The sequence below is a fragment of the Anaerostipes rhamnosivorans genome (assembly GCF_005280655.1).
Taxonomy (GTDB): Bacteria; Bacillota; Clostridia; order Lachnospirales; family Lachnospiraceae; genus Anaerostipes; species Anaerostipes rhamnosivorans.
In genome coordinates this window covers 3,519,995-3,542,101 of record NZ_CP040058.1, presented here as the reverse complement: position 1 = coordinate 3,542,101, position 22,107 = coordinate 3,519,995, and the positions used below count along the sequence as shown (strand labels likewise).

The window sequence follows — 22,107 nt, the reverse complement described above, 5'->3', positions numbered from 1 at the left end:
TACCTCCATCAATTAAACAGATGTTAATGAGTCTCTTTATATTCCTTTAAAGCTTTGGAAAGCTGGTCAGGACATGAGGTACCGCGGAAACCGCATTGGATGCCTGAAAGCCGTTCGATCACCTCGTCTACTGCCATTCCTTTTACAAGGGCTGCCACGCCTGTGGTATTTCCCTGGCAGCCTCCCCGGAACTGTATGTCTTTTATTATATCGTCTTCTATCTCAAATTCAATAGCGCTGCTGCAGACGCCTTTTGTTTTGTAAACCATCGTAGTTACCTCCTGATTTTTTTATTGTATACCAAATGGGTAATCCGTATTATATCACAAAAATCGAAGAATACATAGATGGGGAAGCTGTGTTATAATTTTTATCAGACGGAAATAATGACAGTAAAAAGGAGAATGATTTATGAAAATAGGAATTATCGGGGCAATGCAAGAAGAGGTGGAATCCCTGATCTCTTCTATGGAGAATGTAAAAAAGAAGACAAAAGCCTCCATGGATTTTTATGAGGGAAGGCTCTGGGGAAATGACACGGTTGTTGTTATGAGCGGCATTGGAAAAGTAAACATGGCTGTTTGCGCACAGATACTGATCGACAGCTTTGGTGTGGAAAAACTGATCAATACCGGGGTCGCAGGCGGCCTGTACAAGGATATTGAGATTGGGGATATTGTGATCTCAAGCGATGCTGTGCAGCACGATATGGATGCCGTGGGATTTGGTTATCAGCTGGGAGAGATCCCGCGTATGGAGTGTTCTGTGTTCCAGGCGAATGCCGCACTGATAAAAGAGGCGGAGGAAGCCTGCAAAAAGGCCAATCCGGATATCCAATGCTTTACCGGGCGGGTTTTAAGCGGCGACCAGTTTATCTCCAGCGACGAAAAGAAACACTGGCTGATCGAAAATTTTGGCGGGTACTGTGCGGAGATGGAAGGGGCGGCCATGGCCCAGACAGCATACTTAAATGACGTACCCTTTGTGATTGTAAGAGCTATCTCCGACAAGTGCGACGACACAGCAACAGTAAATTACAGTGAATTTGAGGAAGCTGCAATAAAGCATATAATTAGACTGATTCACGGTATTTTAGACAAAGAAGCGTCTAACTTTGTAAGTCAATAATCCGTGTATTCCCCTCCTTGTGATTTTATAATATAAGAATCATAAAGGAAGAAGGAGAAATAACATGGATGTATTAGAAAACGCATTTTTTGTGCAGGGATTGATCGCAGTCCTGGCAGTGGGGATTTTAGGAAAACTCATTGTCTGGAGGAATTACCGCAGGCTTTTGAAAGACTCCTATGAGATGGATGGAAATAAAAAGCAGTGGATGGGGGTACTGAAAAAGAAGTTTGAAAGTTATTATCAGCTGGAGGCAAATCTGCATAACATTCCGTGTGTTGTGGACAAGTATATGAAAAACCACAAAATATGTGGATTATCCTCCGAGATCATGGAACAGGTCACTGGACTCTGCGCTGTACTGAGCTTTTTTCTGGGCTGTCTGGGTGTGATCCGTGGGTACATAGAGGGAGCTGACCTTAAGGTGGTGGCGGAGAGTCTGTTTTTGAGCATGGCGTCGGGATTGTTTCTCGTATTCGTGGACAGGCTGGTCGCCTTTGACGGAAAGAAGCAGCTGGTGAGAGCCAACCTCATTCACTTCCTGGAGAACATCCTGCCAAACCGCTATCTGAAATCTGTGAAGAAACAGGAAAAAGAAGAGCAGGTGAAGCAGAAGGAGAAGAAAAAAGAGGACGAGCAGGTGAAGGAAGAAAAGAGAGAAGCAAGAAAAATCGAAAGACATTGGCAGGAGGCAGCAGCATCCAGGGAATTTGAGCTGACAGATGAGGAAATGCAGGCGGTGAAAGATTTCATAAATGGATTATAAATCTTTGGCATACATAATAGAATAATAAAAAAGCAGGAAATCGAACATGAGAAAAGTTTTATTATTATTCTGTATCGTGAGTATACTCGGACTTGCCGGATGCGGCAAGGAAGAGGCGCAGGTGGAGTCCACCAAAGTCATCAGCCAGGGAAGCAATACAAAAGAGGGATGGTGGCTGAAACGCAACAAAGAACATCAGCAGCCGGAGTTTTCACAGAATATCGACTTATCCAAGTACGACGCATATAGTGTGGACACAAAGGCCAAAAATAAAAAAGTCATGTATTTGACATTTGACTGTGGATATGAAAATGGTTTTACGCCTAAAATATTGGATGTGCTTAAGAAGGAAAAGGTGCCGGCCGCATTTTTTGTGACAAAGCCGTTCATAAGGGAAGATCCGGATTTAGTGAAAAGAATGAAAAAGGAAGGTCATGTGGTTGGAAACCACACGGTTCACCATAAGAGTATGCCTACCGTTTCTGACAGGGACAACAAGCAGGAACTGATCGACTGTGCGGAATACTGCAAAAAAACCACAGGATATGACATGGATATGTTCATGAGACCGCCTATGGGAGAATATAGTGAGCACACACTGGCTCTCACAAAGAAGCTTGGATATAAGACGATTTTCTGGAGCATGGCCTACGTGGATTTTAATGTGAACAGCCAGCCGGGAAAGGACTATGTGATCCAGCATTTTGAAGAGAATTACCACAACGGAGCCATTCCGTTGATGCACAATGTATCCCAGTCTAACGCGGAGGCCCTGGAGACTGTCATCAAGAATCTCAAGGCAAAAGGATTTGAATTCCGCTCGCTGAAAAAACTCCCTGACTATTGAATAGAAAGGCGTAATTTGTTAAAATATAGATAACGCATTTAACCAAGAGAGACAACAGTAAAGGAGAAAGACATGGGGAAAATTAAGTTTGATTACAGCAACGCAAAAGATTTTATCAGGGACCACGAGATCGGTATGATCGAGAAGCAGGTCGCAGATGCGAAAGAGTACTTGCTGTCAAGAAAAGGTCCGGGAAATGACTTCCTTGGGTGGATCGATCTTCCTGTGGATTATGATAAAGAAGAGTTTGCGAGAATTAAAAAAGCCGCTCAGAAAATCCAGAGCGACTCCGATGTATTGGTTGTCATTGGTATCGGAGGATCCTACCTTGGTTCCAGAGCCGTGATCGAAGGGCTGTCCAACAACTTTAACAACAAGCTGGACAAAGAAGTAAGAAAAGCACCGGAAGTATACTTTGCCGGACATAATATCAGTGGTACATATGTAAAACAGCTGATCGATGTAATCGGGGACAGAGACTTCTCTGTGAATGTTATCTCCAAATCAGGGACAACAACAGAACCTGGCATCGCATTCCGTATCTTTAAGAAGCTCCTCAATGATAAATACGGAAAAGACGAAGCTACGAAGCGTATTTATGCTACCACTGACAAAGCAAGGGGAGCATTAAAGACACTTGCCACAGACGAGGGATATGAGACATTTGTTGTGCCGGATGATGTTGGAGGACGTTTTACAGTTCTCACAGCCGTTGGACTTCTCCCGATCGCAGCAGCCGGAATTGACATTGACGAGTTCGTAAAAGGATTCCAGGACGGAAGAGACATGTTCCTAAACGCTCCGTTTGAAGAAAACCCTGCGATGTTATATGCTGCAATCCGTAATATTCTCATGCGCAGAGGAAAAGGCATGGAGATCTTAGCAAACTATGAGCCGAACCTCCATTTTATCTCTGAATGGTGGAAACAGTTATACGGAGAAAGCGAAGGAAAAGACGGAAAGGGTATCTTCCCAGCATCTGTAGACTTTTCTACAGACCTGCACTCTTTAGGGCAGTTCATCCAGGATGGATCCGCCAACCACTTTGAGACCGTACTGAATGTGGAAGAGCCGGAATTAGACATTGTGCTTGAAGCAGAAGAGAACGATCTGGACGGTTTGAACTATCTGGCAGGCAAGACAATGAATTTTGTTAACCAGAACGCTATGAAGGGAACCATCTTAGCCCATGTTGACGGAGGAGTTCCGAACTTAAGATTCGATATTCCGAAGATGGACGCATACCACCTTGGACAGCTGTTCTACACATTTGAATCTGCGTGTGGTATGAGCGGTTACTTAAACTGCGTCAATCCATTTGACCAGCCGGGAGTTGAGGCATACAAGAAGAATATGTTCGCTCTGCTTGGAAAACCAGGATTTGAAGACAGAAGAGAAGATTTATTAAAGAGACTATAGGAGACCAAATGAAAAAGATTGCACAGTTCCATAAAGTAAGTTTTGGACAGTTTTTAGAAAGTTGGCAGGATACCTTTGAAGGTACCCCGGAAGAAGAAGTAAAACAGATTTTTGACAGCATCAAGCTTCCGAAGCGGGCCACCAGAGGTTCTGCCGGGTACGATTTTTACAGCCCCATCAGTTTTGAGCTTAAACCAGGGGAGACGATCAAGATTCCCACCGGGATTCGTGTGTACATGGAAGAAAGCTGGGTGTTGAACCTATTTCCGAGAAGCGGACTGGGATTCAAGTTCCGTCTTCAGATGAACAATACGGTAGGAATCATTGACAGTGACTACTTCTATTCAGACAATGAGGGACATATCTTTGTCAAGCTCACCAACGATTCCAACGAAGGAAAAGTTGTCAGCGTAGAAGCTGGGACCGGGATCGTACAGGGCATTTTTATGGAATATGGTGTGACCATAGACGATGATGCCAAGGAAGTTCGCAACGGCGGATTCGGCAGCACAACCAAATAACAGCAAAAGACCCCGCCATTCGGCGGGGTCTTTTTTGACAGAAGGTATGTACCCTGAATATGAAAAATATCACGTTTGTTTGAGAGTTTGTGGCCAATGATATGATATTCAGGGGAAAAGTTTCTTGCTTTCCAATACACCTTCTATTATAGAAACATTTGTAAGTTTAAAAAGGTGAACCATGTCAGGAAGTTTCCTGATGCTCCATCTGATCCAGTTCTGTGGGGGTGTGGCCGGAAGCTATGAACAGCCGGGTATCCACATACAGGTCCATCATCTTTTCAGCAAAGGTATCTGCCTGGTCCTGGTCTGCGAAGACAACATCCCCCTTCTGAAGCATTTCAAAAATGTGCTCCGGGTCGGCTCCGACTTTCATGATATAGGAGATTCTCCTGGTCAGATCTGTAGCTTCCGCAATCTGGAACCCCAGCTGGTCGATCAGATAGGAAGTAAATTTCAGAGCCGAGGGATCCGGATCTGATGCATCCTGCGTGATCTCTTCCTTGGAAGGGCGATAGTAAGCATAGTCTTTTTGGATGGACATAATATCTTCCAGAAGATTCGGATCCTCAAGAAGCATAGCATCCACAAACATCTTGTCATGATAGCCGAAGCTGTAGGCGTGGGGAGAAGGCAGGAAGTAGAGATTGATCAAGTCCTTCTGCGTGATCCGGTCTTCTTCATACGCATTGTATAGGGCTGCGATCTGGTCTAATGGAGCGGCCCCGTAGATGCTGACACAGTAATAGCAGTATTGAATCTGTTTCCATATGAGTTCCCTTTTATCACGAAAAGCTGGCGTGTTCATAGCGGAGTAGGCTGACAAAACATCTGGAGGGATATATATTTCATTGTCCTCGTCCACGGCACAGTATCCCCCGTCCAGAAAAGCGTCGAAGATATCTTCATCATCAATGGGAAAATAACCTTCCAGCGCGGCCTCAAATGCCTGGATCTCCAGATCCGTCAGGGTCAAAAAGAAGCTGCCCATAGCGTCTGGCTGTAAAATGTATCCGGACAGAAAAGTGACTAAGGTGTTTTTATCCATCTGGGTACACTGGTCCAGCTGATGGATATGTGCGATCTCCAGAAGGTCCTCCTTTGTGTACTGGCGGTAGACATCCGCCAGGGAATCTGCCGAAAAATCTGGAGAGACATCTTCGATTTTTTTCTTATGTGACTCAAGGGACTGTCTTGTACCGTCTTCAGAGAAACAGAGGTTATCCTTTAGAAGGCTGTTCATGTCTTCCACTTCCAATCCGGATAAAAATCCGCCCTTATACTTCAGGACAGTGGGAAAACGGCTGCTGTAATTGGGAAGTATCTTTTCAACCTCAATCCTGAAATCAATCTTTCCTTTTAAGATATATGTGTAACTGATCGATTGACCTTCTTTCATGTAGGAATCAACCATCTGGGATTCATCGGTTATTTTCCTGTGCTGAGCAGGAAGCTCAAAACGGAAGAGACAGTGACCGGATTTTTGAAATACAGCCTGAATTATTTCGTGAAGGCCCGAGAAAGGGATCTGACCGGGTACGATGAGACGTCTCCATACTGGGGGCCTGCTTTCTTTTACAATGATTTTTATCTGATATCCGTCCATAATAAGCCTCCTGTCTGCAGTGATGGTGAAGGGGTTTCTTTGTACTTATTTTATCACATAAATAGGACAGAAAAAACCGGAACAGGGAATCCCTGCTCCGGTCTTAAATGTTGTCTTATATCTGCGGATATTTTATGAGAATTGTCCCACCCATGTCTCAATCTTCTTACCATTATCTTCAGCATCTTCCATGGAAGATCCTTTTACACCGTAGTAGAACTTGATCTTCGGCTCTGTTCCGGAAGGACGTACACACAGCCATGCATTGTCCTCCAATTCATAGTAGAGAACGTTGGAAGAAGGAAGTCCTGTCGGAGAGGTCTCCCCTGTGGTGAGATCCACGATCTCATCACTCTGGTAGTCGCGGGATTTAAGGACCTTGAGGTCCCCGATCTCCTTCGGTGGATTCTCTCTTAAGGATTTGAGCATGTTCTGGATCTTCTCAGCTCCGTCAAGGCCTGCAAACTCCAGCGCTTTGACTTTATCCAGATAGTAGCCGTACTTTTCATACATGTCGGTCATGGCATCCCATAAAGTCTTGCCCTGGGTCATGTAATAAGCGGCAGCCTCGCACAGAGCTACTGTGGCGGATACTGCGTCCTTATCACGTGCATAGGTGCCGATCAGGCATCCGTAGCTTTCCTCCAGACCGAACAGATAGGTTCCCTTGCCGCTGTTTTCGAAGTTCAGCATCTGCTGGCCGATGAACTTAAATCCTGTGAGCACTTCAATCAGATCCACTCCGTAGCCCTCAGCCACTGCATCCACCAGGTTGGTGGTAACGATAGATTTGACCACGGCCCCGTCAGCCGGGAGAGAACCGCTCATAGCCTTCTTCTGGCTTAAAACATACTCACACAGAAGAGAGCCGGACATATTGCCAGTCAGTGCGATATAGTCTCCAGTCTTGGAATCCTTCACATAGACACCAAGGCGGTCTGCATCCGGGTCCGTTGCCAATACAAGATCCGCATCTTTTTCCTTGGCAAGGGCTAAGCCCAGCTCAAAAGCCTCTTTGGATTCCGGATTCGGATAGCTGACCGTAGGGAAGTCTCCGTCCGGAAGCTCCTGCTGCGGTACTACATAGACATTCTGGAACCCTAAATCCTTGAGTACACGTCGGACTGGAAGGTTCCCTGTTCCGTGCAGAGGAGTATAGACGATCTTTAATTTGGATGCCATCTGATCGATCGCATCCTGATTATGTACTTGCTTTTCTACCTCGGCAATGTAAGCGTCATCCACTTCAGCGCCGATGACTTCATATAATCCGGCACTGACCGCGTCTTCTTTGGACATGGTCTTAACCTTGGAGATATCTGTAATCGCGTTAACCTTGGCGGTAACGCCCTTGTCATGAGGCGGTGTAAACTGTGCACCGTCCTCCCAGTATACTTTGTAACCGTTGTATTCCGGAGGATTATGGCTGGCAGTGATGTTGATTCCGGCAATGCAGTTGTAATAACGGACTGCAAATGACAGTTCCGGAGTCGGGCGCAAAGACTCAAAAATGAAGGCCTTGATGCCGTTCGCGGCCAGACACAGAGCTGCTTCGTTGGCAAATTCCGGAGACATATGCCGGGAATCAAAAGCAATCGCTACGCGCTTTTTGTCAGTACCCTGTTCCAGGATATAATCTGCAAGCCCTTGGGTGGCCTTGCGGACTACGTAAATATTCATACGGTTGATGCCGGCGCCGATGATCCCGCGAAGGCCTGCTGTTCCAAAAGCCAGATCAGCGTAAAAACGCTCTTTGATCTCGTTGTCATCATCCTGAATGTTCTTGAGTTCCTCTTTGGTAGCTTCATCAAAATATGGATTATTAAGCCATTCCTGATATGTTTCCTGATAGTTCATAGTAGTGCTCCTCCTTTACGTTTTTCCTTATGTTTTATTATAACTTATCTGGGTCTAAAAAACATTATAAAAATTGTGATATTGTAAAAGAAATTTCTCTCTTTTTTCTTTTAAATCAACAATATCCTGAAGCTTATTGAGATATCTTGGAGATACCCAATGTTTTTTATGATTCATGTACTGATTTGAGATTTTCCATAGTTTTTCAGGGTATAAAAATAAGACGTACAAGAAAGAATAATCGTTCATTGTCAGACGTTGTACCTTATTATAGCCTTTCAGCATGGTTTCGCAGATACTGAACTGATAGTCATTCTTCTCCAGAGCCTTCCGGATAAAATAATAGAGGTCAGTAAGTGGATAACCGTAGTAAAAATGCTCAAAGTGAAGCGTCGCGGTTCCATGAGGCCCCATCAGAACATTGTGCTGGTTATAGGAACCGTGGCACCAGCCTTCCCTCATGCCTGTCAGTTCTTTCATCTTGGCGGAAGATTCCTCAAGCTGTTTCCAGAAGGATTGAATTTCCTTTAAAAACAAATACTCAAAATCCCCTTTGTTTTTTCTGCTCCCGATGTATTTCCAGATGCTCTTAAGTTCTCTGCGTCTCTGGTTATAATGCTTTGTCAGAGAGAAATGAGGCGTCCCGTAATCTGCCCGGTAGGGGATCTTGCCGGATACACGGTGGAAAGAGGCAAGATTCCTGCACGCGGAAGATAAGTCGGAAGGAGAGTGGATATTGCATTCTGTACCATTGTAAGTCCTTCTCATTACAAAGGGTTCATAGTATTTATCATAGGAAATAAATTCATGTTCTTTGTTTACTATATATTGGTCAATTTTAGTAAATCCCTGGTCAATCAATTCATTTTTCCATTGATGCTCGACAGCCAGACGCTCTTCGGACAGTTTCGTAGCAGACAGGGCAAATAACCCCTGATCAGTGCCGCAGATGATTTCGCCGCGGCCCCTTTTTAAATAATCAATATGCAGATCATATTGATCTAAAAGTATTTTGTATTTGTCGTTCACAATATGCCCTCCTCAAAGTTCTACCTCTAATTGTATGTGCCCGGGGTGCTGGATATGATATCGTCTTGTAATTCGGAAAAAAATGAAGTATACTGGTACTAATCTAAATGTTACAAATGTTACAGAAGTGCAATTGGAGGAACTTTATTATGAGAAAAAAATATTTACTTATAACATGTATGCTGATGATCGGAGCTGTCAGTTTGATGGCATGCGGCAAGAAGAGCCCAAGCTCTGAAGCTACCACAGAGGCTGCAACAACGGAGACAGAGGCCACAACGGAAAGCGATGAAGTTTCTACGGTAGCTACCGAGGAGACTGAGGCAACCACTGCGGCTACGTCAAAGTCCACAACAGAAGCGACGATCGCAGACAAGAAGGATGAAGCGAAAAAGCCAGTCAGTGCGACGGGTGTCTACAATGGCTTCGGTGACAGCAATTCTGTTGAAGTGAAGATGTCAAACGGAGAATATAAGACATTTATCATTGAGGATGAGAAGGTTATGGATGCGTTAAATGACATGGAACCTGGAACAAAGATCTCCTTTACATACGGAGCTTTGGAAGGACAGGCAAACATGCAGATGCTGTCTGTAAAGAAAAGGTAATGATAAAGGCACAAAGGAGTAGAACTCTTTTGTGCCTTTTTTCTGGAGGGATGGAAAGTATGAAAAGAAAAAACAGAATCCGAAGGATCAGTGTTGTGTTGCTTGCTGTGATGCTTTGCGCTGTCCTTCTGCCGCCGGAGCAGACGGAAGCTGCTTCGGCAAAGTATGCGGTTTTATCTGGAAGCAGTAATTACAAGGTCGGTAAGCACCGCTATAAAGTTAATATTAAGGAGAGGGGGACCGCGGTGCGCAGCCCGTCTGCTGTGTTGTACAGGAAGAAAAAGGGGAAATGGAAAAAGATCTTGACTCATAAAAATACTTACGGTATGACTGTGAAGGCAGAGTACGGAAAATGGCTGTATTATTCTGTCTATCCATATGGGAACGAACAAAATCTATACCGTTATAACCTGAAGACAAAGAAAAAGTACCTTGTGAGAAGAAATGTGCGCCATATGCTGATCTCCGGCGGAAAGCTTTATACAAATGGCTTTGCCACTGATGTCCGCAGTGTGCCGATCTATATCAGCAAGACAAATGGAAAAAAAGCGAAGCGTATCACCAAAAAGGCGAATCAGGCAAGGATGAAGATTTATGGGAAGCGGATTTACTATCTTGAGTGTACCTATAACAAATCCCACAGTAAGAGTACGGACCGGCTTGTGAGCAGAGACCTGAAAGGAAAGAAACGCAGGGTTTTGTCTAAGAAGATCAAAAGCCCGGCTTCTGTGCTTTACTTCAGCAATAAATCCCTGATTTATGCCAAACCGGTTAAAAGCTCCATCAGATACTATAAGATAAGCCTTAATTCGAAAAGGCAAAAAAGGATTTATCCGTCGGCTAAAAAAGTTGATAACTGGATCAGGACATTTTATTAAAAAGAAGGGGCACTGAAGATTGTAAATCTACAGTGCCCAAATTTAATATGGTTAAAAATTAGTAGTTTTCTGAATTGATCTGGAAGTATTTTTTTGGATGTGCACATACAGGACAGACTTCAGGAGCTTCTGTTCCATAATGTACATGTCCACAGTTTGTGCAGATCCATGCCTGCTCAGTCTCTCTTTTGTAGACAATTCCTTTGTCAATATTCTCTGTTAACTGCTGGTAGCGCTCGTCATGGCGTTTTTCAATGTCAGCGACCATCTCAAACAGGGCAGCGATCTCATCAAATCCTTCTTCTTTTGCTTCTTTTGCAAAAGTAGGATACATGTCGGTCCATTCAAAATTTTCACCGGCAGCGGCGTCTTTTAAGTTCACTTCTGTGGAAGGCATTCCTTCATGTAAAAGCTTAAACCAGATCTTAGCGTGTTCTTTTTCATTCAATGCGGTTTCAGCAAAGATATTGCCGAACTGCACATAACCGTCTTTTTTTGCCTGGCTTGCATAAAAATCATACTTTGTACGTGCCTGTGATTCCCCTGCATATGCAGCCATTAGGTTCTGTTCTGTTTTTGTTCCTTTTAAATTTGGCATTACACACGACCTCCTAATTTTATAATAGTAATTATTACTGTTTTATTATCTCAGATATAAGTACATAAGTCAATACATACTCTTCTTTTATTATGGTACAATAAGGATAAATTATTCAATTGCTGCTAATATATCAGAGATTATAATGGTACGAAGAAAGGAGCAGCCGCTATGAGAATGTATGATTTGATACTAAAAAAGAGAAACGGGGTTTCACTCAAAGAGAATGAGATCCGCTGGATGATAGAAAACTATTTAAATGGGAGTATTCCGGACTACCAGATGTCAGCTATGATGATGGCAGTGTACTTCAAGGGAATGGACAGGAAGGAAACCTACCAGCTGACTATGGCCATGGCAGAGAGCGGCGATATGCTGGACCTGTCACAGATTCCGGGCATGAAAATCGATAAGCACAGCACCGGAGGAGTGGGTGACAAGACGTCGCTGGCCTTGGGGCCTCTGGTGGCATCCTGTGGAATTCCGGTGGCCAAAATGTCAGGGAGAGGCCTAGGGCATACAGGAGGCACCATTGACAAGCTTGAGAGCATCCCTGGATTCTGTACGTCTCTGACAGAGGAGCAGTTTATGGACCTGGTGACGGAGACTGGCATTGCCATCATGGGGCAGACAAAGGATTTGGCTCCTGCAGATAAGCTTTTGTATGCCCTCCGGGACGTGACAGCCACTGTCGACCAAATGTCATTGATCGCCAGCAGCATTATGAGCAAGAAACTGGCGGCAGGGGCAGATGCGATCCTGCTGGATGTGAAATGCGGCAGCGGAGCGTTTATGAAATCTCAGAAGAATGCAGAAGAACTTGCAGAAGCCATGATCGACATAGGAAAAAAGGCCGGCAGGAAGATGGCGGCCGTGATCTCCGACATGGACCAACCTTTGGGAAGGGCAGTGGGAAATGCTCTGGAAGTGAAAGAAGCTGTAGATACGCTCAAGGGAGAAGGGCCCGAAGACTTTACAGAACTTGTGCTGACACTGGGAGCACAGATGCTGTGTATGGCCGGAAAAGCTCATAGTTCCGGGGAGGCCAGATTGATCCTGGAGCAGAAAATCTCCAGTGGTGATGCCCTTGGGAAGTTCCGGGAGTTTGTCAAGGCGCAGGGGGGAGATCCGGGCTGGACCGACCGGCCTGAGAACTTCTGCAGGGCAGATTATATAGAAGAAATCCTTTCAGAAGACAGTGGATATGTGTCGGACTTTTCCACTCAGGAAATCGGCATCTGTTCCCTTCTCCTCGGAGGCGGGAGGGAGACAAAAGACAGCAGGATCGATCCGTCCGTGGGGCTGGTGCTCATGAAGAAAAAAGGAGACTTGGTATCAAAAGGAGATTGTCTTGCGGTCATTTATGCAAATGACAGCCTTAAACTTGCGAAGGCAAAACAGCATTTTTTGAAAAATGTCATCATATCTGAAAAACAGCCAAAAGCGGAACCGATCATAAAAAAAATACTTTCCTGAAAGACATGAGGAGGCATACTTTTTCATAGGTTAATAAAAAAACGGAGTGGCCTATGAAGAGGTTTGCTGTTGTTGTATTGCTATGCCTGTGCTGTATTTCCACCGGATGCGTAAAGCAGGAAAAACAGGGGACAAAAGAAAAGATAGAGTATGCAGTCTGTAGAAAAGAAAATCTTCCAAAGGAATTGGTGGGGAGAATTGATGAACAGAAGGATAAAGTTTTTCATTTTACGTATTCTATGAAGGAAACAATGTATTACGTGATCGGATACGGAAAGCAGACCGGCACAGGGTATAAAATCCGGGTCAAAAGCATGCTGATGGATGAGGATCACATCTATATCGATACCAATTTGATCGGGGTTCCCAAGAGCCGGCAGGGAGAAGGAGGCTCCTGTCCATATATTGTGATCAAGAGCCAGAATTATGAAAAAGATGTAGTGTTTTTGTGATATATCATAAAAACTTTAGAATTGTTTTATTGATTTTGAGGCAGTGAAACCATATAATGGAGTTTATAAATGCTTGAAGAGATCTAAGGAGGAAAAGCGTTCGTGGATAACAGACAGAAGAAACCAGATAAAAATAACAAGAATTCGATACAGATGATCATATCGATTTTAATTACATCTATTTTAGTTGCTGTCTTGTTCAACTTCGTCGTCGGAAAGTGGAAAAACGGTACAGAAACCGAGATTTCCTACGGCAAATTTGTCAAGATGATCGAGAAAAAAGAAGTTAAGAAGGTCGTATTCGACAGTGATGTCATCACTGTAGTGCCAAAAGAATCAGAAAATCCGCTGTATAAGACTACATATAAAGTAGTCCAGCTTCCTGTTCCTGACTATCAGCTGGTCAACCGGCTGGAGAAGGCAGGGATCGAGAATTATCAGGCCAAGGCTAAGGATGGCTCTGAGATCTTTATGAGTGTTCTTGTGAGTATCCTGCCGGCCATCATCATATTCGGACTACTGATGTTTATGATGCGTGGAAAGAGCGGAATGATGGGCGTCGGGAAATCCAACGCCAAGGTCTACGTGGAGAAGAAAACGGGCGTGACCTTTGCCGATGTGGCAGGACAGCAGGAGGCCAAGGAGTCGCTGACGGAGATGGTAGACTTCCTGCACCACCCGGACAGATACTTAAAGATCGGTGCAAAGCTTCCTAAGGGAGCACTTTTGGTGGGACCTCCGGGTACTGGTAAGACACTTCTTGCCAAGGCGGTGGCGGGAGAGGCGAATGTTCCGTTTTTCTCACTTTCAGGATCCGATTTTGTGGAGATGTTCGTAGGTGTGGGTGCTTCCAGAGTACGTGACCTGTTTAAGCAGGCCCAATCCATGGCTCCGTGTATTATTTTTATTGATGAGATCGATGCCATAGGTAAGAGCCGTGATAATGGGATACAAGGAGGAGGCAACGATGAGCGTGAGCAGACATTAAACCAGCTGCTCTCAGAGATGGACGGGTTTGACACATCCAAGGGTCTTGTGATCCTTGCGGCCACCAACCGTCCGGAGGTACTTGATAAGGCTCTGCTTCGTCCGGGAAGATTTGACCGTAGAGTGATCGTAGAACGCCCGGACCTGAAGGGAAGGATCGAGACCCTGAAGGTCCACTCCAAGGACGTGAAGATGGACGAGAGTGTGGACTTCGACGAGATCGCACTGGCTACCTCAGGAGCTGTAGGATCTGACCTGGCTAATATGATCAACGAGGCCGCGCTGGCCGCAGTCAAGGCAGGGCGTGAGTATGTCTCACAGTCTGATCTTTTTGAGGCCGTGGAAGTGGTGATCGCAGGAAAAGAAAAGAAAGACCGTATTCTCGGCAAGGAAGAAAAGCAGATCGTTGCCTACCACGAGGTGGGACATGCGCTTGTCATGGCTCTCCAGAAAGAGTCTGAGCCGGTGCAGAAGATCACGATTGTCCCGAGGACCATGGGAGCCCTGGGATATACTATGCAGAGGCCGGAGGAAGAGAAATATCTGAACAAAAAGGATGAGATGCTGGCTGATTTGGTGTCCTTCTTCGGAGGACGTGCAGCCGAGGAGATTAAGTTCCACACGGTAACGACCGGTGCGTCCAACGATATTGAGCGGGCTACTGCTATGGCCAGAGCTATGGTGACCCAATACGGCATGTCCGAGGAGTTCGGGCTTATGGGGCTGGAGTCTATCAGCAACCGATACCTGGATGGGCGTCCTGTGATGAACTGCGCAGAGTCCACCGCCGCAAAGGTGGATGAAGTGGTCATGGGCATCCTCAAGGAAGCCTACGCCAAGGCATTGGAGCTGATTCGTGCCAACATGGATATCCTGGACGAAGCCGCCCAGTTCTTGATCGAGAAGGAAACAATCACCGGAAAAGAATTTATGAAAATATTCAACGAGAAAAAAGGTATCTCTGATGAGACAGAAGATGCCCCTTCTGATGTGGAAGAAACCGGGGATACCGACGGATCCTTGGAGGCAGAGGAAGTTTTAGTGCAGGATGAGCAGCCTGCTGAACCTGAAAATAATTCTCAGGAAGTGTAAGATTCTGGACATCCCATGTATAGATTTGACAGAATTCGGTTATAATGATACAATAAAGTTTACAGTATACAGAAGGTGTCACGAGTTCTGTATAGATAGAATGGGGTGAAAGAATGACACAAATGGATATTCAGTGCATCCGAAAGTCAATTCAGGAGCGCATTGGCAGCAAAATCAAGATCAGCTCAAATAAAGGTAGACATAAGTTTGTAACTTCACAGGGAGTCATTACGGAGACATATCCGAATATTTTTCTGGTAGAGATTGAGGATGACAGCAGCAGCTCTAAGAGCAAGACGGTCAGCTTCAGTTATCAGGATGTCATCACAAAAGATGTCAGGATGATGTTGCTGGAAGGCTGACATTTACCGGATACAATTTTAATCTTGAAGGAATAGATTCCTTCCTGTCTGAATATATTTGTATATACAAGACAGGGAGGAATTTTTTATGGATTTTAACAAAAAGGATTTTTATGGAATAGTAGCAAAAGAACGAAAGCAGGTACAGATCACGATAGACCAGGACTGCAATGTGCCGGACACAAAACCGGATGTGGAGAAGATGATCCAGACCAAAGGACTGGTGATCATGCAGGAGACGGAGATGATGGTAGACCGTATCCGGATCAAGGGAGAATTCCATTTCTCAGGACTTTATGGAACGATTGATGCCAGGACCTATCTGGAGTCTTTGGACTTCGTTCTTCCATTTGAAGAGTTTATACATATGGACGGCGCTGTGCCGACAGATTATGTGAAGGTATCTTATGTCATTGACGATATTAATACGGTGCTGATCAATTCCAGGAAACTGAGCATAAGGATCCTTCTGACCCTGACCCTGCATGTCAATGAGGAGATCAAAGAAGAAGGAATCATCGATGTTCTGGGGGATGGTATATCCGCCCTGAAAAAAGAAGTGCAGGTAACAGATCTGATCGTCAACAAAAAGGATATTGCAAGAATGAAGGAGGAGTTGGTACTCCCCGCCAACAAGTCTAATATTTACGAGATCCTCTGGAGCCAGGTGGAGTTAGAGAATGTACAGGGGAAACTGAAAGACCACAGCATTGACATACAGGGGGATATGCATGTATTTATTTTGTATCTGGGGGAAGATGAGCAGCTGCCGGTTCAGTACGCCAGATGGGAGATCCCTCTGCACACAGAGCTGGAATGTTATGAGTGTGCTCCGGGGATGATTGGCAAGATTCATATCTCACTTGGCAATCACCAGCTGGAGATCCGCCCGGATGTGGATGGGGAGGAGAGAGTTATCTCTGTAGACGCCACATTGGAATGTGATATCAAGGTCTATGAGGATCAGGTGCTCTCCTATGTAGGAGACTGCTATACGATGAAAAAGACTCTGGTACCGGAATTCAGAGATTTCTCCTTTGAATCTCTTATAGGCAAAAACCAAGCAACAATGAAGATGGCAAAACGGTTTTCGATCGAACAGGAGCCGGGTAAGCTTCTTCAGGTATTGTCGGTGAAGGGAAGCTGCAATATTGACGATGTGGAGGTCAGGGAACAGGGACTCCAGGTTGAGGGAGTCCTGATGGCTGATGTGCTGTTCTTGTCCAGTGAAGACCAGAACCCTGTCATGAGCAGCTCCTACATGGAACCATTTTCTTTCTTTATTGAGGCAAAAGGACTGATGAAAGATGATGATTACCAGCTGGATGTGATGCTGGATCAGATCAGCGCAACCCCTACCGAGGGTGACGAGATTGAGATCAAAGCGAACGTGGTGTTTGATTTTATCTCTTTCCACAAAAAGGCTGAACAAATCATGGTAAATGTCGGCGAGCAGCCACTAGACTATGAAGAACTGCAGAAGATCCCAGGAATCGTGGGTTATATTGTGAAGGACGGCGATACACTCTGGTCTATTGCAAAACGGTATTTTACTACGGTGGATGATATCCGTGATCAGAATGAAGGGGTTGAGGAAGTCAAACCAGGGGATAAACTGTTGATTGTCAAAGAAATTGGCTGGAATTGATAAATAGGATTGCATTTTTATAGGAACAATACTATAATGTTCTGTATACAATACAATACTTCAATGGCAGAAGACAGTGAGGAGTACAGATGAAGAGGATAGTTCTGAAAGCTTATGGCAAGGTAAATTTAGGGCTGGATGTAGTAAGGCGGAGAGATGATGGGTATCATGAAGTTAGGATGATCATGCAGACGGTGGGTCTATTTGACCGGCTGGAGCTTAAAAAGACTTCTGGTGATTCCATTACACTTTCCGCCAATCTTAAGTTTCTTCCGGTTAACGAACAGAATCTTGTGTATCAGGCTATCGCGGCGATAAAAGAAAAGTATGCGCTGAAAGGCGGGGTGGAGGCCTATCTGGAGAAGAGGATCCCGATTGCTGCCGGTATGGCAGGCGGCAGTTCCAACTGCGCCGCGGCTCTCAGGGGGATGAATGAGCTGTTTGATCTTGGGATCGGAGAGAGCGGGCTCTGTGAGATCGGAGCCAGTCTGGGAGCGGATGTCCCTTACTGTGTCATAGGCGGAACCGCCTTGGCCGAAGGGATCGGGGAAAAGCTGACGAGGCTTCCTGCCATACCAGACTGTTGCATTCTGATCGCGAAACCTGGGATCAGCGTCTCTACAAAGGCTGTGTATGAGAACCTTGATGTACCCGGACTTGCGTCGCATCCAGACATTGACGGTATGGTCTCTGCCATAGAGAATCAGGATCTGTCCGGGATTACCGGCAGAATGGAAAACGTACTGGAGACAGTAACTGTCCCAAGACATCCTGTGATTGATGAGATTAAAAGTTTTCTGCTGGAGCAGGGGGCGGAGAATGCCCTTATGAGCGGAAGCGGACCGACGGTTTTCGGTATTTTTGCTTCGGAGGACAAGGCGCGCACAGCGCTTGCCAATCTCAAATCCTTTGACGATGTAAAGCAGGCCTATGTGGTGCCGCCGGTCAATAGAGAATCATAATTGGAGGGAACGAAAGATGAGCAGTGATAAATTAAAAGTAAATGTCAATGAATATCTGCCTCTCAGGGATGTAGTATTTAATACACTGAGGCAGGCGATCATTACCGGAGAGTTTGTGCCCGGGGAACGGCTGATGGAGATCGCCCTGGCGAATCGGCTGGGAGTGAGCCGTACACCAGTCAGAGAGGCGATACGGAAGCTGGAGCTTGAGGGTCTGGTTGTCATGATTCCGAGAAAGGGTGCGGAAGTGGCCAGGATCACGGAGAAGGATTTAAGAGATGTACTGGAGGTGAGAAGCTCACTGGAGGAACTGGCGGCAGGACTTGCGACGGAGCGGCTGGACGATGATTCCAGAGAGAAGATCAAGACCGCTCTTGACAATTTCCGGGAAGCCATCACCACAGGCGACAATCCGAGGATCGCAGACTGTGACGTGGAATTTCATGATGCCGTATTTGAAGCTACCAAGAACAAAAGGCTGATACAGATCATCAATAACCTAAGAGAACAGATCTACCGGTATCGGCTGGAATATGTTAAGGATACGGAATACCATGCGGTGCTCATGAAAGAGCACGAAGAACTGGTGGATGCTATGTTCAGTGGTGACAAAAAGGGTGCTCAGGAGATCATGAAGCGCCACATTGACAATCAGGAAGAGACTGTGATCAAAAAGATCCAGGAAGAAGAAAAGAGAGCTTAAAAGCTTTAAGAAGGACTCTGTGCATACGCATAGAGTTCTTTTTTTTGCCCATACTACTTTAAAAAGGTGGTGTGAAAATGGACCGATTTCATGATAGAGATCATAAGATGAAGGGCAGGATATCCAAAAATTTGGAACTGAATATTGCTTATCTAGAAGCAGTATTTTCTGACTGTAATGATATTGTAAAGAAAAAGTTTAACGTAGGGAAGAGAAAAAATACCGGCATGTATGTGATCTATACCGACGGGCTTGCAAAAGCTGATATGATTCAGGAAAATGTGCTGGAACCTCTTCTTAAGGAACCGTTGCAGCCCCTGAAGGAGTCTGTGACATCGTGGGTCATAGAGAGCGCAGACCGGAAAATGATCGCTACGATGGATGAGGCTGTCACTGCAGTTTTGTCAGGAGACACGGTATTGTTTTTTGACGGGATGGAACAGGCGATCTTTATATCCAGCAAGTTTTTTCCCACAAGAGGAGTGCAGGAGGCTGACAGGGAAGTAGCCATGATCGGCCCGAAGGACAGTTTTAATGAGAGCCTTCGGACCAACACGGCACTGATCCGCAGAAGAGTCAGGGATACCAGGATGAAGGTGGTACAGCTTCGGATCGGTACGAGAAGTAAAACGGATGTGGCCTTGATGTATATTGAGGATCTTGCCAGGGATGAAGTGGTCAAAGAGATAAGAAAGCAGCTCGATGAGCTGAACATTGACGGTATTTTTGACAGCGGAATGCTGGAGCAGCTCATGGAGCAGGATACGAAGACACCTTTTCCCCAGTACCAGCTGACGCAGAGGCCGGATAAGGCTGCCAGCGGCCTAATGGAAGGCAGGGTAGTCCTGGTGGTGGACAATTCACCGGAAGTGATTGTTCTGCCGGTAACGTTAAATATCTTTTTTCAGGCCAGTGATGACTATTATAATCGGTGGGAGGTGGCCACATTTGCGAGGATTCTTCGGTATTTGTCCTCCTTTATTGCCATTGGGCTGCCGGGATTTTATATTGCAATTGCAAATTATCATCCGGAGATCCTGCCTACACCGTTTATGCTGTCCATTGTATCGGCCAGGGAAGGCGTGCCTTTCCCTGTGGTCGTGGAGGTTCTGCTCCTTGAATTGGCCTTTGAGTTGTTAAGGGAGGCGGGGATACGGCTTCCGGGCCAGCTTGGCGGGACCATCGGAATCGTCGGCGGGCTGATCGTGGGACAGGCGGCAGTGGACGCCAATATAGTCAGCACTATTGTGGTGATCGTGGTTGCGTTTACGGCGATCGCATCGTTTTCCATACCGAATGAAAGCTTTGCGGGGGTCTTTCGTCTTTTAAGATTTTCTATCATGATCGCCTGTGCCATATGGGGGCTTTATGGCTTTTTCCTGGGCTTCCTCGCCATCGCGATTCATTTAATGAAGTTGACCAGCTATGGAATCCCATATTTGTTTCCGACAGTTTCCGCCACAGTGGAAGAGACGGACCCGTGGGAAGACTATCTTATTCGTAGGCCTATAAGGAGTATGATCTTCAGGCCATGGTTTACAAAAGACGGAGCAAAAAAGAGACAGGGAAGGAGGGAAGATCATGTGGACGGCAAATCTTGAAATCTCTAAAAAACAGGGCAGCAGGATCTTTCTTCTGGAAACGTTCTGCGGAGTGGGAATGTTCCTTCCTCAGGCCGCCGTTTTAACATCCGGCCAGATTGGTCTTTATACTGTGATCCTGGGTGCCTTGGCAGCTGCGTGCTACCCTTGGATAGTACAAAAGACAGAAGGATCCCTCACCATGGAACAGGTCCTGGAGAAACACAGGGTGATTTCTTTTATTTATTATGTAAGGTTTTTTGTAAACGCCGCATTTTTTTATGGTTATATGCTGATCTTAGCAAGGACTTTTCTTCTACCTTACATGAATATCTATTGGATCGGCCTGCCGGTAATCTTTTTGGCATTCCGAATGAATGGAGAAGGTTTAGACGACAGAGGCAGAGTCATGGAAGGATTGTTTTGGTTTATCCTTATCCCATTCATCTTTATTCTCCTTCTTAGTATGACCGAATTTTCAGTACAGCCGTTTTTGATCCGGCAGTTTGAGCCGAAAAACCTGGTGGTGGGAGGACTCTATGTACTGGCCTTGTTCCATCCTATGGAGCTGGTCTGGTTTTATCAGGGGCATATGAAAGAAAAGGGTATGAAGAAGCAGACACTTCTGGGAATGATTCTTTTGTCAGCAGGAGTTTTTGCAGCCACTGCGGGCAGTCTGGGACTTGCCATGATTAAAAGAGATTCTTTTCCTGTCATCTCAATGGCACAGAATGTGGCCATGCCGGGAGGCATCATGGCAAGACTGGACATTTTTCTGATCGCTTTCTGGATCGTAGGGGTATTCTGTGTGCTGAGCGGTTATCTGTTTTATGGGAACTGGAGCTTTGAAAAAGCGTTTCCAGGCAGAAAGAAATGGGGTAGATGGATCTCCTACGGAGGATTGTTTTTGATTTCAGGAATTTTGATCCCGGCCATCCGCTATTGGGAGAATTTTATTTCCATGTTTTTGTTTGGGAATCTGCTGCTGGGAATCTTTATTCCCTTAATCCTGTTTTGGATAGAACGGAGAGGAGGCGCCCATGAAGAAGATCATCCTTAGCCTTGTCCTGACCTTATGTATGTGTATGGGCCTTGCGGGGTGTAAGGAGGCTGGAGATATCGAGGACAGCAGCTATGTGCTGGCTATGGGGATTGAAAAGACGGAACATGGCTATCTGATTGATTATTCCTGTGCTGATTTTACGAAGGCCCAGGACAACCAGGGGACAAAAGTACCATCTAAGTCTATTGTCTACACAGGTAAATCCCTGAATGATGCCAATCAGAAGTTTGAACGCTCCCAGCCTAAGAAATTAAATTTTGGACATTTAAAAGTGATCGTATTTACCAACGGACAAATGGATGATACTATGATAGAGGAACTTTTAGACCATTCGGATATTGCCAAATCCGTTCTGGTTCTGAAAAGCAGGAAGACACTAAAAGAACTGTTTTCCATTGAAAAGAACCTGCCGATCTCCTTCGGGGAATACATGGCAAAAGGTATTGAAAGTTCTCCAAAAGTAAAAAAGCCCAAGGATCTGAGCCTTGGCAGGATTTACGGCAGAAGGTGACACAATTCAGCCTT

22 protein-coding genes are annotated in these 22,107 nt (G+C 45.4%); 17 read left to right on the top strand and 5 right to left on the bottom strand.

Annotated features, from left to right (window positions below; all coding sequences use genetic code 11):
* Positions 1 to 23 precede the first annotated feature (23 nt).
* On the bottom strand, positions 24 to 269 hold the full coding sequence (locus tag AR1Y2_RS17420) for a TIGR03905 family TSCPD domain-containing protein (RefSeq protein WP_137330111.1): 246 nt from the start codon (positions 267 to 269) through the stop codon (positions 24 to 26).
* A 142-nt stretch (positions 270 to 411) separates the two neighbouring features.
* On the opposite strand from AR1Y2_RS17420, the gene AR1Y2_RS17415 reads away from it, so the two are divergent.
* The 5 genes from AR1Y2_RS17415 to AR1Y2_RS17395 all read left to right on the top strand — a co-directional run bounded on the left by AR1Y2_RS17415 (position 412) and on the right by AR1Y2_RS17395 (position 4,681).
* Positions 412 to 1,128 carry a 5'-methylthioadenosine/adenosylhomocysteine nucleosidase gene (locus tag AR1Y2_RS17415; RefSeq protein WP_137330110.1) on the top strand — a complete coding sequence of 239 codons (717 nt, stop codon included), beginning with the start codon at positions 412 to 414 and terminating at the stop codon, positions 1,126 to 1,128.
* Between the two features lie 64 nt (positions 1,129 to 1,192).
* On the top strand, positions 1,193 to 1,894 hold the full coding sequence (locus AR1Y2_RS17410; protein ID WP_137330109.1) for a hypothetical protein: 702 nt from the start codon (positions 1,193 to 1,195) through the stop codon (positions 1,892 to 1,894).
* A gap of 46 nt (positions 1,895 to 1,940) precedes the next feature.
* Positions 1,941 to 2,741: a delta-lactam-biosynthetic de-N-acetylase gene (locus AR1Y2_RS17405; protein ID WP_137330108.1), complete on the top strand. Its 801-nt coding sequence runs from the start codon at positions 1,941 to 1,943 to the stop codon at positions 2,739 to 2,741.
* 72 nt (positions 2,742 to 2,813) lie between these two features.
* Entirely contained in the window at positions 2,814 to 4,160 is a 1,347-nt protein-coding gene (locus AR1Y2_RS17400; RefSeq protein ID WP_137330107.1) for a glucose-6-phosphate isomerase, read from the top strand.
* Between the two features lie 8 nt (positions 4,161 to 4,168).
* Positions 4,169 to 4,681, top strand: a complete 513-nt coding sequence (locus tag AR1Y2_RS17395) for a dCTP deaminase/dUTPase family protein (RefSeq protein ID WP_137330106.1) — start codon at positions 4,169 to 4,171, stop codon at positions 4,679 to 4,681.
* Between the two features lie 184 nt (positions 4,682 to 4,865).
* Here AR1Y2_RS17395 and AR1Y2_RS17390 read toward each other — a convergent pair whose 3' ends face one another.
* From AR1Y2_RS17390 to AR1Y2_RS17380, 3 genes are all read right to left on the bottom strand, one after another.
* Positions 4,866 to 6,287 carry an IS1096 element passenger TnpR family protein gene (locus AR1Y2_RS17390; RefSeq protein WP_137330105.1) on the bottom strand — a complete coding sequence of 474 codons (1,422 nt, stop codon included), beginning with the start codon at positions 6,285 to 6,287 and terminating at the stop codon, positions 4,866 to 4,868.
* Between the two features lie 132 nt (positions 6,288 to 6,419).
* Positions 6,420 to 8,144, bottom strand: coding sequence for a phospho-sugar mutase (locus AR1Y2_RS17385; protein WP_137330104.1), 1,725 nt, complete (start codon positions 8,142 to 8,144; stop codon positions 6,420 to 6,422).
* Between the two features lie 54 nt (positions 8,145 to 8,198).
* Positions 8,199 to 9,173: a phosphotransferase gene (locus AR1Y2_RS17380; RefSeq protein ID WP_137330103.1), complete on the bottom strand. Its 975-nt coding sequence runs from the start codon at positions 9,171 to 9,173 to the stop codon at positions 8,199 to 8,201.
* Between the two features lie 149 nt (positions 9,174 to 9,322).
* Here AR1Y2_RS17380 and AR1Y2_RS17375 point away from each other — a divergent pair, with 149 nt between their 5' ends.
* Positions 9,323 to 9,781 carry a nucleolar protein 3 gene (locus AR1Y2_RS17375; RefSeq protein WP_243118802.1) on the top strand — a complete coding sequence of 153 codons (459 nt, stop codon included), beginning with the start codon at positions 9,323 to 9,325 and terminating at the stop codon, positions 9,779 to 9,781.
* A gap of 59 nt (positions 9,782 to 9,840) precedes the next feature.
* Positions 9,841 to 10,659 carry a TolB-like translocation protein gene (locus tag AR1Y2_RS17370; RefSeq protein WP_137330102.1) on the top strand — a complete coding sequence of 273 codons (819 nt, stop codon included), beginning with the start codon at positions 9,841 to 9,843 and terminating at the stop codon, positions 10,657 to 10,659.
* A gap of 58 nt (positions 10,660 to 10,717) precedes the next feature.
* Here AR1Y2_RS17370 and rbr read toward each other — a convergent pair whose 3' ends face one another.
* Complete coding sequence (gene rbr / locus AR1Y2_RS17365) at positions 10,718 to 11,257, bottom strand: rubrerythrin (protein ID WP_137330101.1); 540 nt, start codon at positions 11,255 to 11,257, stop codon at positions 10,718 to 10,720.
* Between the two features lie 171 nt (positions 11,258 to 11,428).
* Between rbr and AR1Y2_RS17360 the strand changes: the two genes are divergently transcribed.
* From AR1Y2_RS17360 to AR1Y2_RS17315, 10 genes are all read left to right on the top strand, one after another.
* The gene (locus tag AR1Y2_RS17360; protein WP_175403690.1) at positions 11,429 to 12,733 is read left to right on the top strand and encodes a pyrimidine-nucleoside phosphorylase; all 1,305 of its coding nucleotides are present in this window, start codon (positions 11,429 to 11,431) and stop codon (positions 12,731 to 12,733) included.
* Between the two features lie 53 nt (positions 12,734 to 12,786).
* On the top strand, positions 12,787 to 13,185 hold the full coding sequence (locus tag AR1Y2_RS17355; RefSeq protein WP_137330100.1) for a protease complex subunit PrcB family protein: 399 nt from the start codon (positions 12,787 to 12,789) through the stop codon (positions 13,183 to 13,185).
* A 102-nt stretch (positions 13,186 to 13,287) separates the two neighbouring features.
* The gene (gene ftsH, locus AR1Y2_RS17350) at positions 13,288 to 15,264 is read left to right on the top strand and encodes an ATP-dependent zinc metalloprotease FtsH (protein ID WP_243118801.1); all 1,977 of its coding nucleotides are present in this window, start codon (positions 13,288 to 13,290) and stop codon (positions 15,262 to 15,264) included.
* A 113-nt stretch (positions 15,265 to 15,377) separates the two neighbouring features.
* A complete protein-coding gene (locus AR1Y2_RS17345) occupies positions 15,378 to 15,626 on the top strand; it encodes a Veg family protein (protein WP_137330099.1) in 249 nt (82 codons plus the stop codon).
* Positions 15,627 to 15,714: 88 nt separating this feature from the next.
* Positions 15,715 to 17,274, top strand: a complete 1,560-nt coding sequence (locus AR1Y2_RS17340; protein ID WP_137330098.1) for a DUF3794 and LysM peptidoglycan-binding domain-containing protein — start codon at positions 15,715 to 15,717, stop codon at positions 17,272 to 17,274.
* Between the two features lie 89 nt (positions 17,275 to 17,363).
* The gene (gene ispE, locus AR1Y2_RS17335) at positions 17,364 to 18,236 is read left to right on the top strand and encodes a 4-(cytidine 5'-diphospho)-2-C-methyl-D-erythritol kinase (protein WP_137330097.1); all 873 of its coding nucleotides are present in this window, start codon (positions 17,364 to 17,366) and stop codon (positions 18,234 to 18,236) included.
* Between the two features lie 16 nt (positions 18,237 to 18,252).
* Entirely contained in the window at positions 18,253 to 18,939 is a 687-nt protein-coding gene (locus AR1Y2_RS17330) for a GntR family transcriptional regulator (protein ID WP_137330096.1), read from the top strand.
* A 77-nt stretch (positions 18,940 to 19,016) separates the two neighbouring features.
* On the top strand, positions 19,017 to 20,540 hold the full coding sequence (locus tag AR1Y2_RS17325) for a spore germination protein (RefSeq protein ID WP_137330095.1): 1,524 nt from the start codon (positions 19,017 to 19,019) through the stop codon (positions 20,538 to 20,540).
* Positions 20,521 to 21,579 (top strand): GerAB/ArcD/ProY family transporter, encoded by a 1,059-nt coding sequence (locus AR1Y2_RS17320; protein WP_137330094.1) that lies wholly within the window; start codon positions 20,521 to 20,523, stop codon positions 21,577 to 21,579. Before AR1Y2_RS17325 ends, AR1Y2_RS17320 begins: the two co-directional genes overlap by 20 nt.
* Entirely contained in the window at positions 21,560 to 22,093 is a 534-nt protein-coding gene (locus AR1Y2_RS17315; protein WP_137330093.1) for a Ger(x)C family spore germination protein, read from the top strand. The genes AR1Y2_RS17320 and AR1Y2_RS17315 overlap by 20 nt, the downstream gene beginning before the upstream one ends.
* Positions 22,094 to 22,107: the final 14 nt, after the last annotated feature.

What these genes read in the sequence shown, in the direction of transcription:
- rbr (WP_137330101.1), bottom strand. Translation starts at nt 11,257, where the DNA reads ATGCCAAATTTAAAAGGAACAAAAACAGAACAGAACCTAATGGCTGCA.
- AR1Y2_RS17415 (WP_137330110.1), top strand. Translation starts at nt 412, where the DNA reads ATGAAAATAGGAATTATCGGGGCAATGCAAGAAGAGGTGGAATCCCTG.
- AR1Y2_RS17320 (WP_137330094.1), top strand. Translation starts at nt 20,521, where the DNA reads ATGTGGACGGCAAATCTTGAAATCTCTAAAAAACAGGGCAGCAGGATC.
- AR1Y2_RS17330 (WP_137330096.1), top strand. Translation starts at nt 18,253, where the DNA reads ATGAGCAGTGATAAATTAAAAGTAAATGTCAATGAATATCTGCCTCTC.
- AR1Y2_RS17315 (WP_137330093.1), top strand. Translation starts at nt 21,560, where the DNA reads ATGAAGAAGATCATCCTTAGCCTTGTCCTGACCTTATGTATGTGTATG.
- AR1Y2_RS17420 (WP_137330111.1), bottom strand. Translation starts at nt 269, where the DNA reads ATGGTTTACAAAACAAAAGGCGTCTGCAGCAGCGCTATTGAATTTGAG.
- AR1Y2_RS17405 (WP_137330108.1), top strand. Translation starts at nt 1,941, where the DNA reads ATGAGAAAAGTTTTATTATTATTCTGTATCGTGAGTATACTCGGACTT.
- AR1Y2_RS17355 (WP_137330100.1), top strand. Translation starts at nt 12,787, where the DNA reads ATGAAGAGGTTTGCTGTTGTTGTATTGCTATGCCTGTGCTGTATTTCC.
- AR1Y2_RS17360 (WP_175403690.1), top strand. Translation starts at nt 11,429, where the DNA reads ATGAGAATGTATGATTTGATACTAAAAAAGAGAAACGGGGTTTCACTC.
- AR1Y2_RS17410 (WP_137330109.1), top strand. Translation starts at nt 1,193, where the DNA reads ATGGATGTATTAGAAAACGCATTTTTTGTGCAGGGATTGATCGCAGTC.
- AR1Y2_RS17325 (WP_137330095.1), top strand. Translation starts at nt 19,017, where the DNA reads ATGGACCGATTTCATGATAGAGATCATAAGATGAAGGGCAGGATATCC.
- AR1Y2_RS17370 (WP_137330102.1), top strand. Translation starts at nt 9,841, where the DNA reads ATGAAAAGAAAAAACAGAATCCGAAGGATCAGTGTTGTGTTGCTTGCT.
- AR1Y2_RS17385 (WP_137330104.1), bottom strand. Translation starts at nt 8,144, where the DNA reads ATGAACTATCAGGAAACATATCAGGAATGGCTTAATAATCCATATTTT.
- AR1Y2_RS17395 (WP_137330106.1), top strand. Translation starts at nt 4,169, where the DNA reads ATGAAAAAGATTGCACAGTTCCATAAAGTAAGTTTTGGACAGTTTTTA.
- ispE (WP_137330097.1), top strand. Translation starts at nt 17,364, where the DNA reads ATGAAGAGGATAGTTCTGAAAGCTTATGGCAAGGTAAATTTAGGGCTG.
- AR1Y2_RS17375 (WP_243118802.1), top strand. Translation starts at nt 9,323, where the DNA reads ATGAGAAAAAAATATTTACTTATAACATGTATGCTGATGATCGGAGCT.
- AR1Y2_RS17390 (WP_137330105.1), bottom strand. Translation starts at nt 6,287, where the DNA reads ATGGACGGATATCAGATAAAAATCATTGTAAAAGAAAGCAGGCCCCCA.
- AR1Y2_RS17345 (WP_137330099.1), top strand. Translation starts at nt 15,378, where the DNA reads ATGACACAAATGGATATTCAGTGCATCCGAAAGTCAATTCAGGAGCGC.
- AR1Y2_RS17400 (WP_137330107.1), top strand. Translation starts at nt 2,814, where the DNA reads ATGGGGAAAATTAAGTTTGATTACAGCAACGCAAAAGATTTTATCAGG.
- AR1Y2_RS17340 (WP_137330098.1), top strand. Translation starts at nt 15,715, where the DNA reads ATGGATTTTAACAAAAAGGATTTTTATGGAATAGTAGCAAAAGAACGA.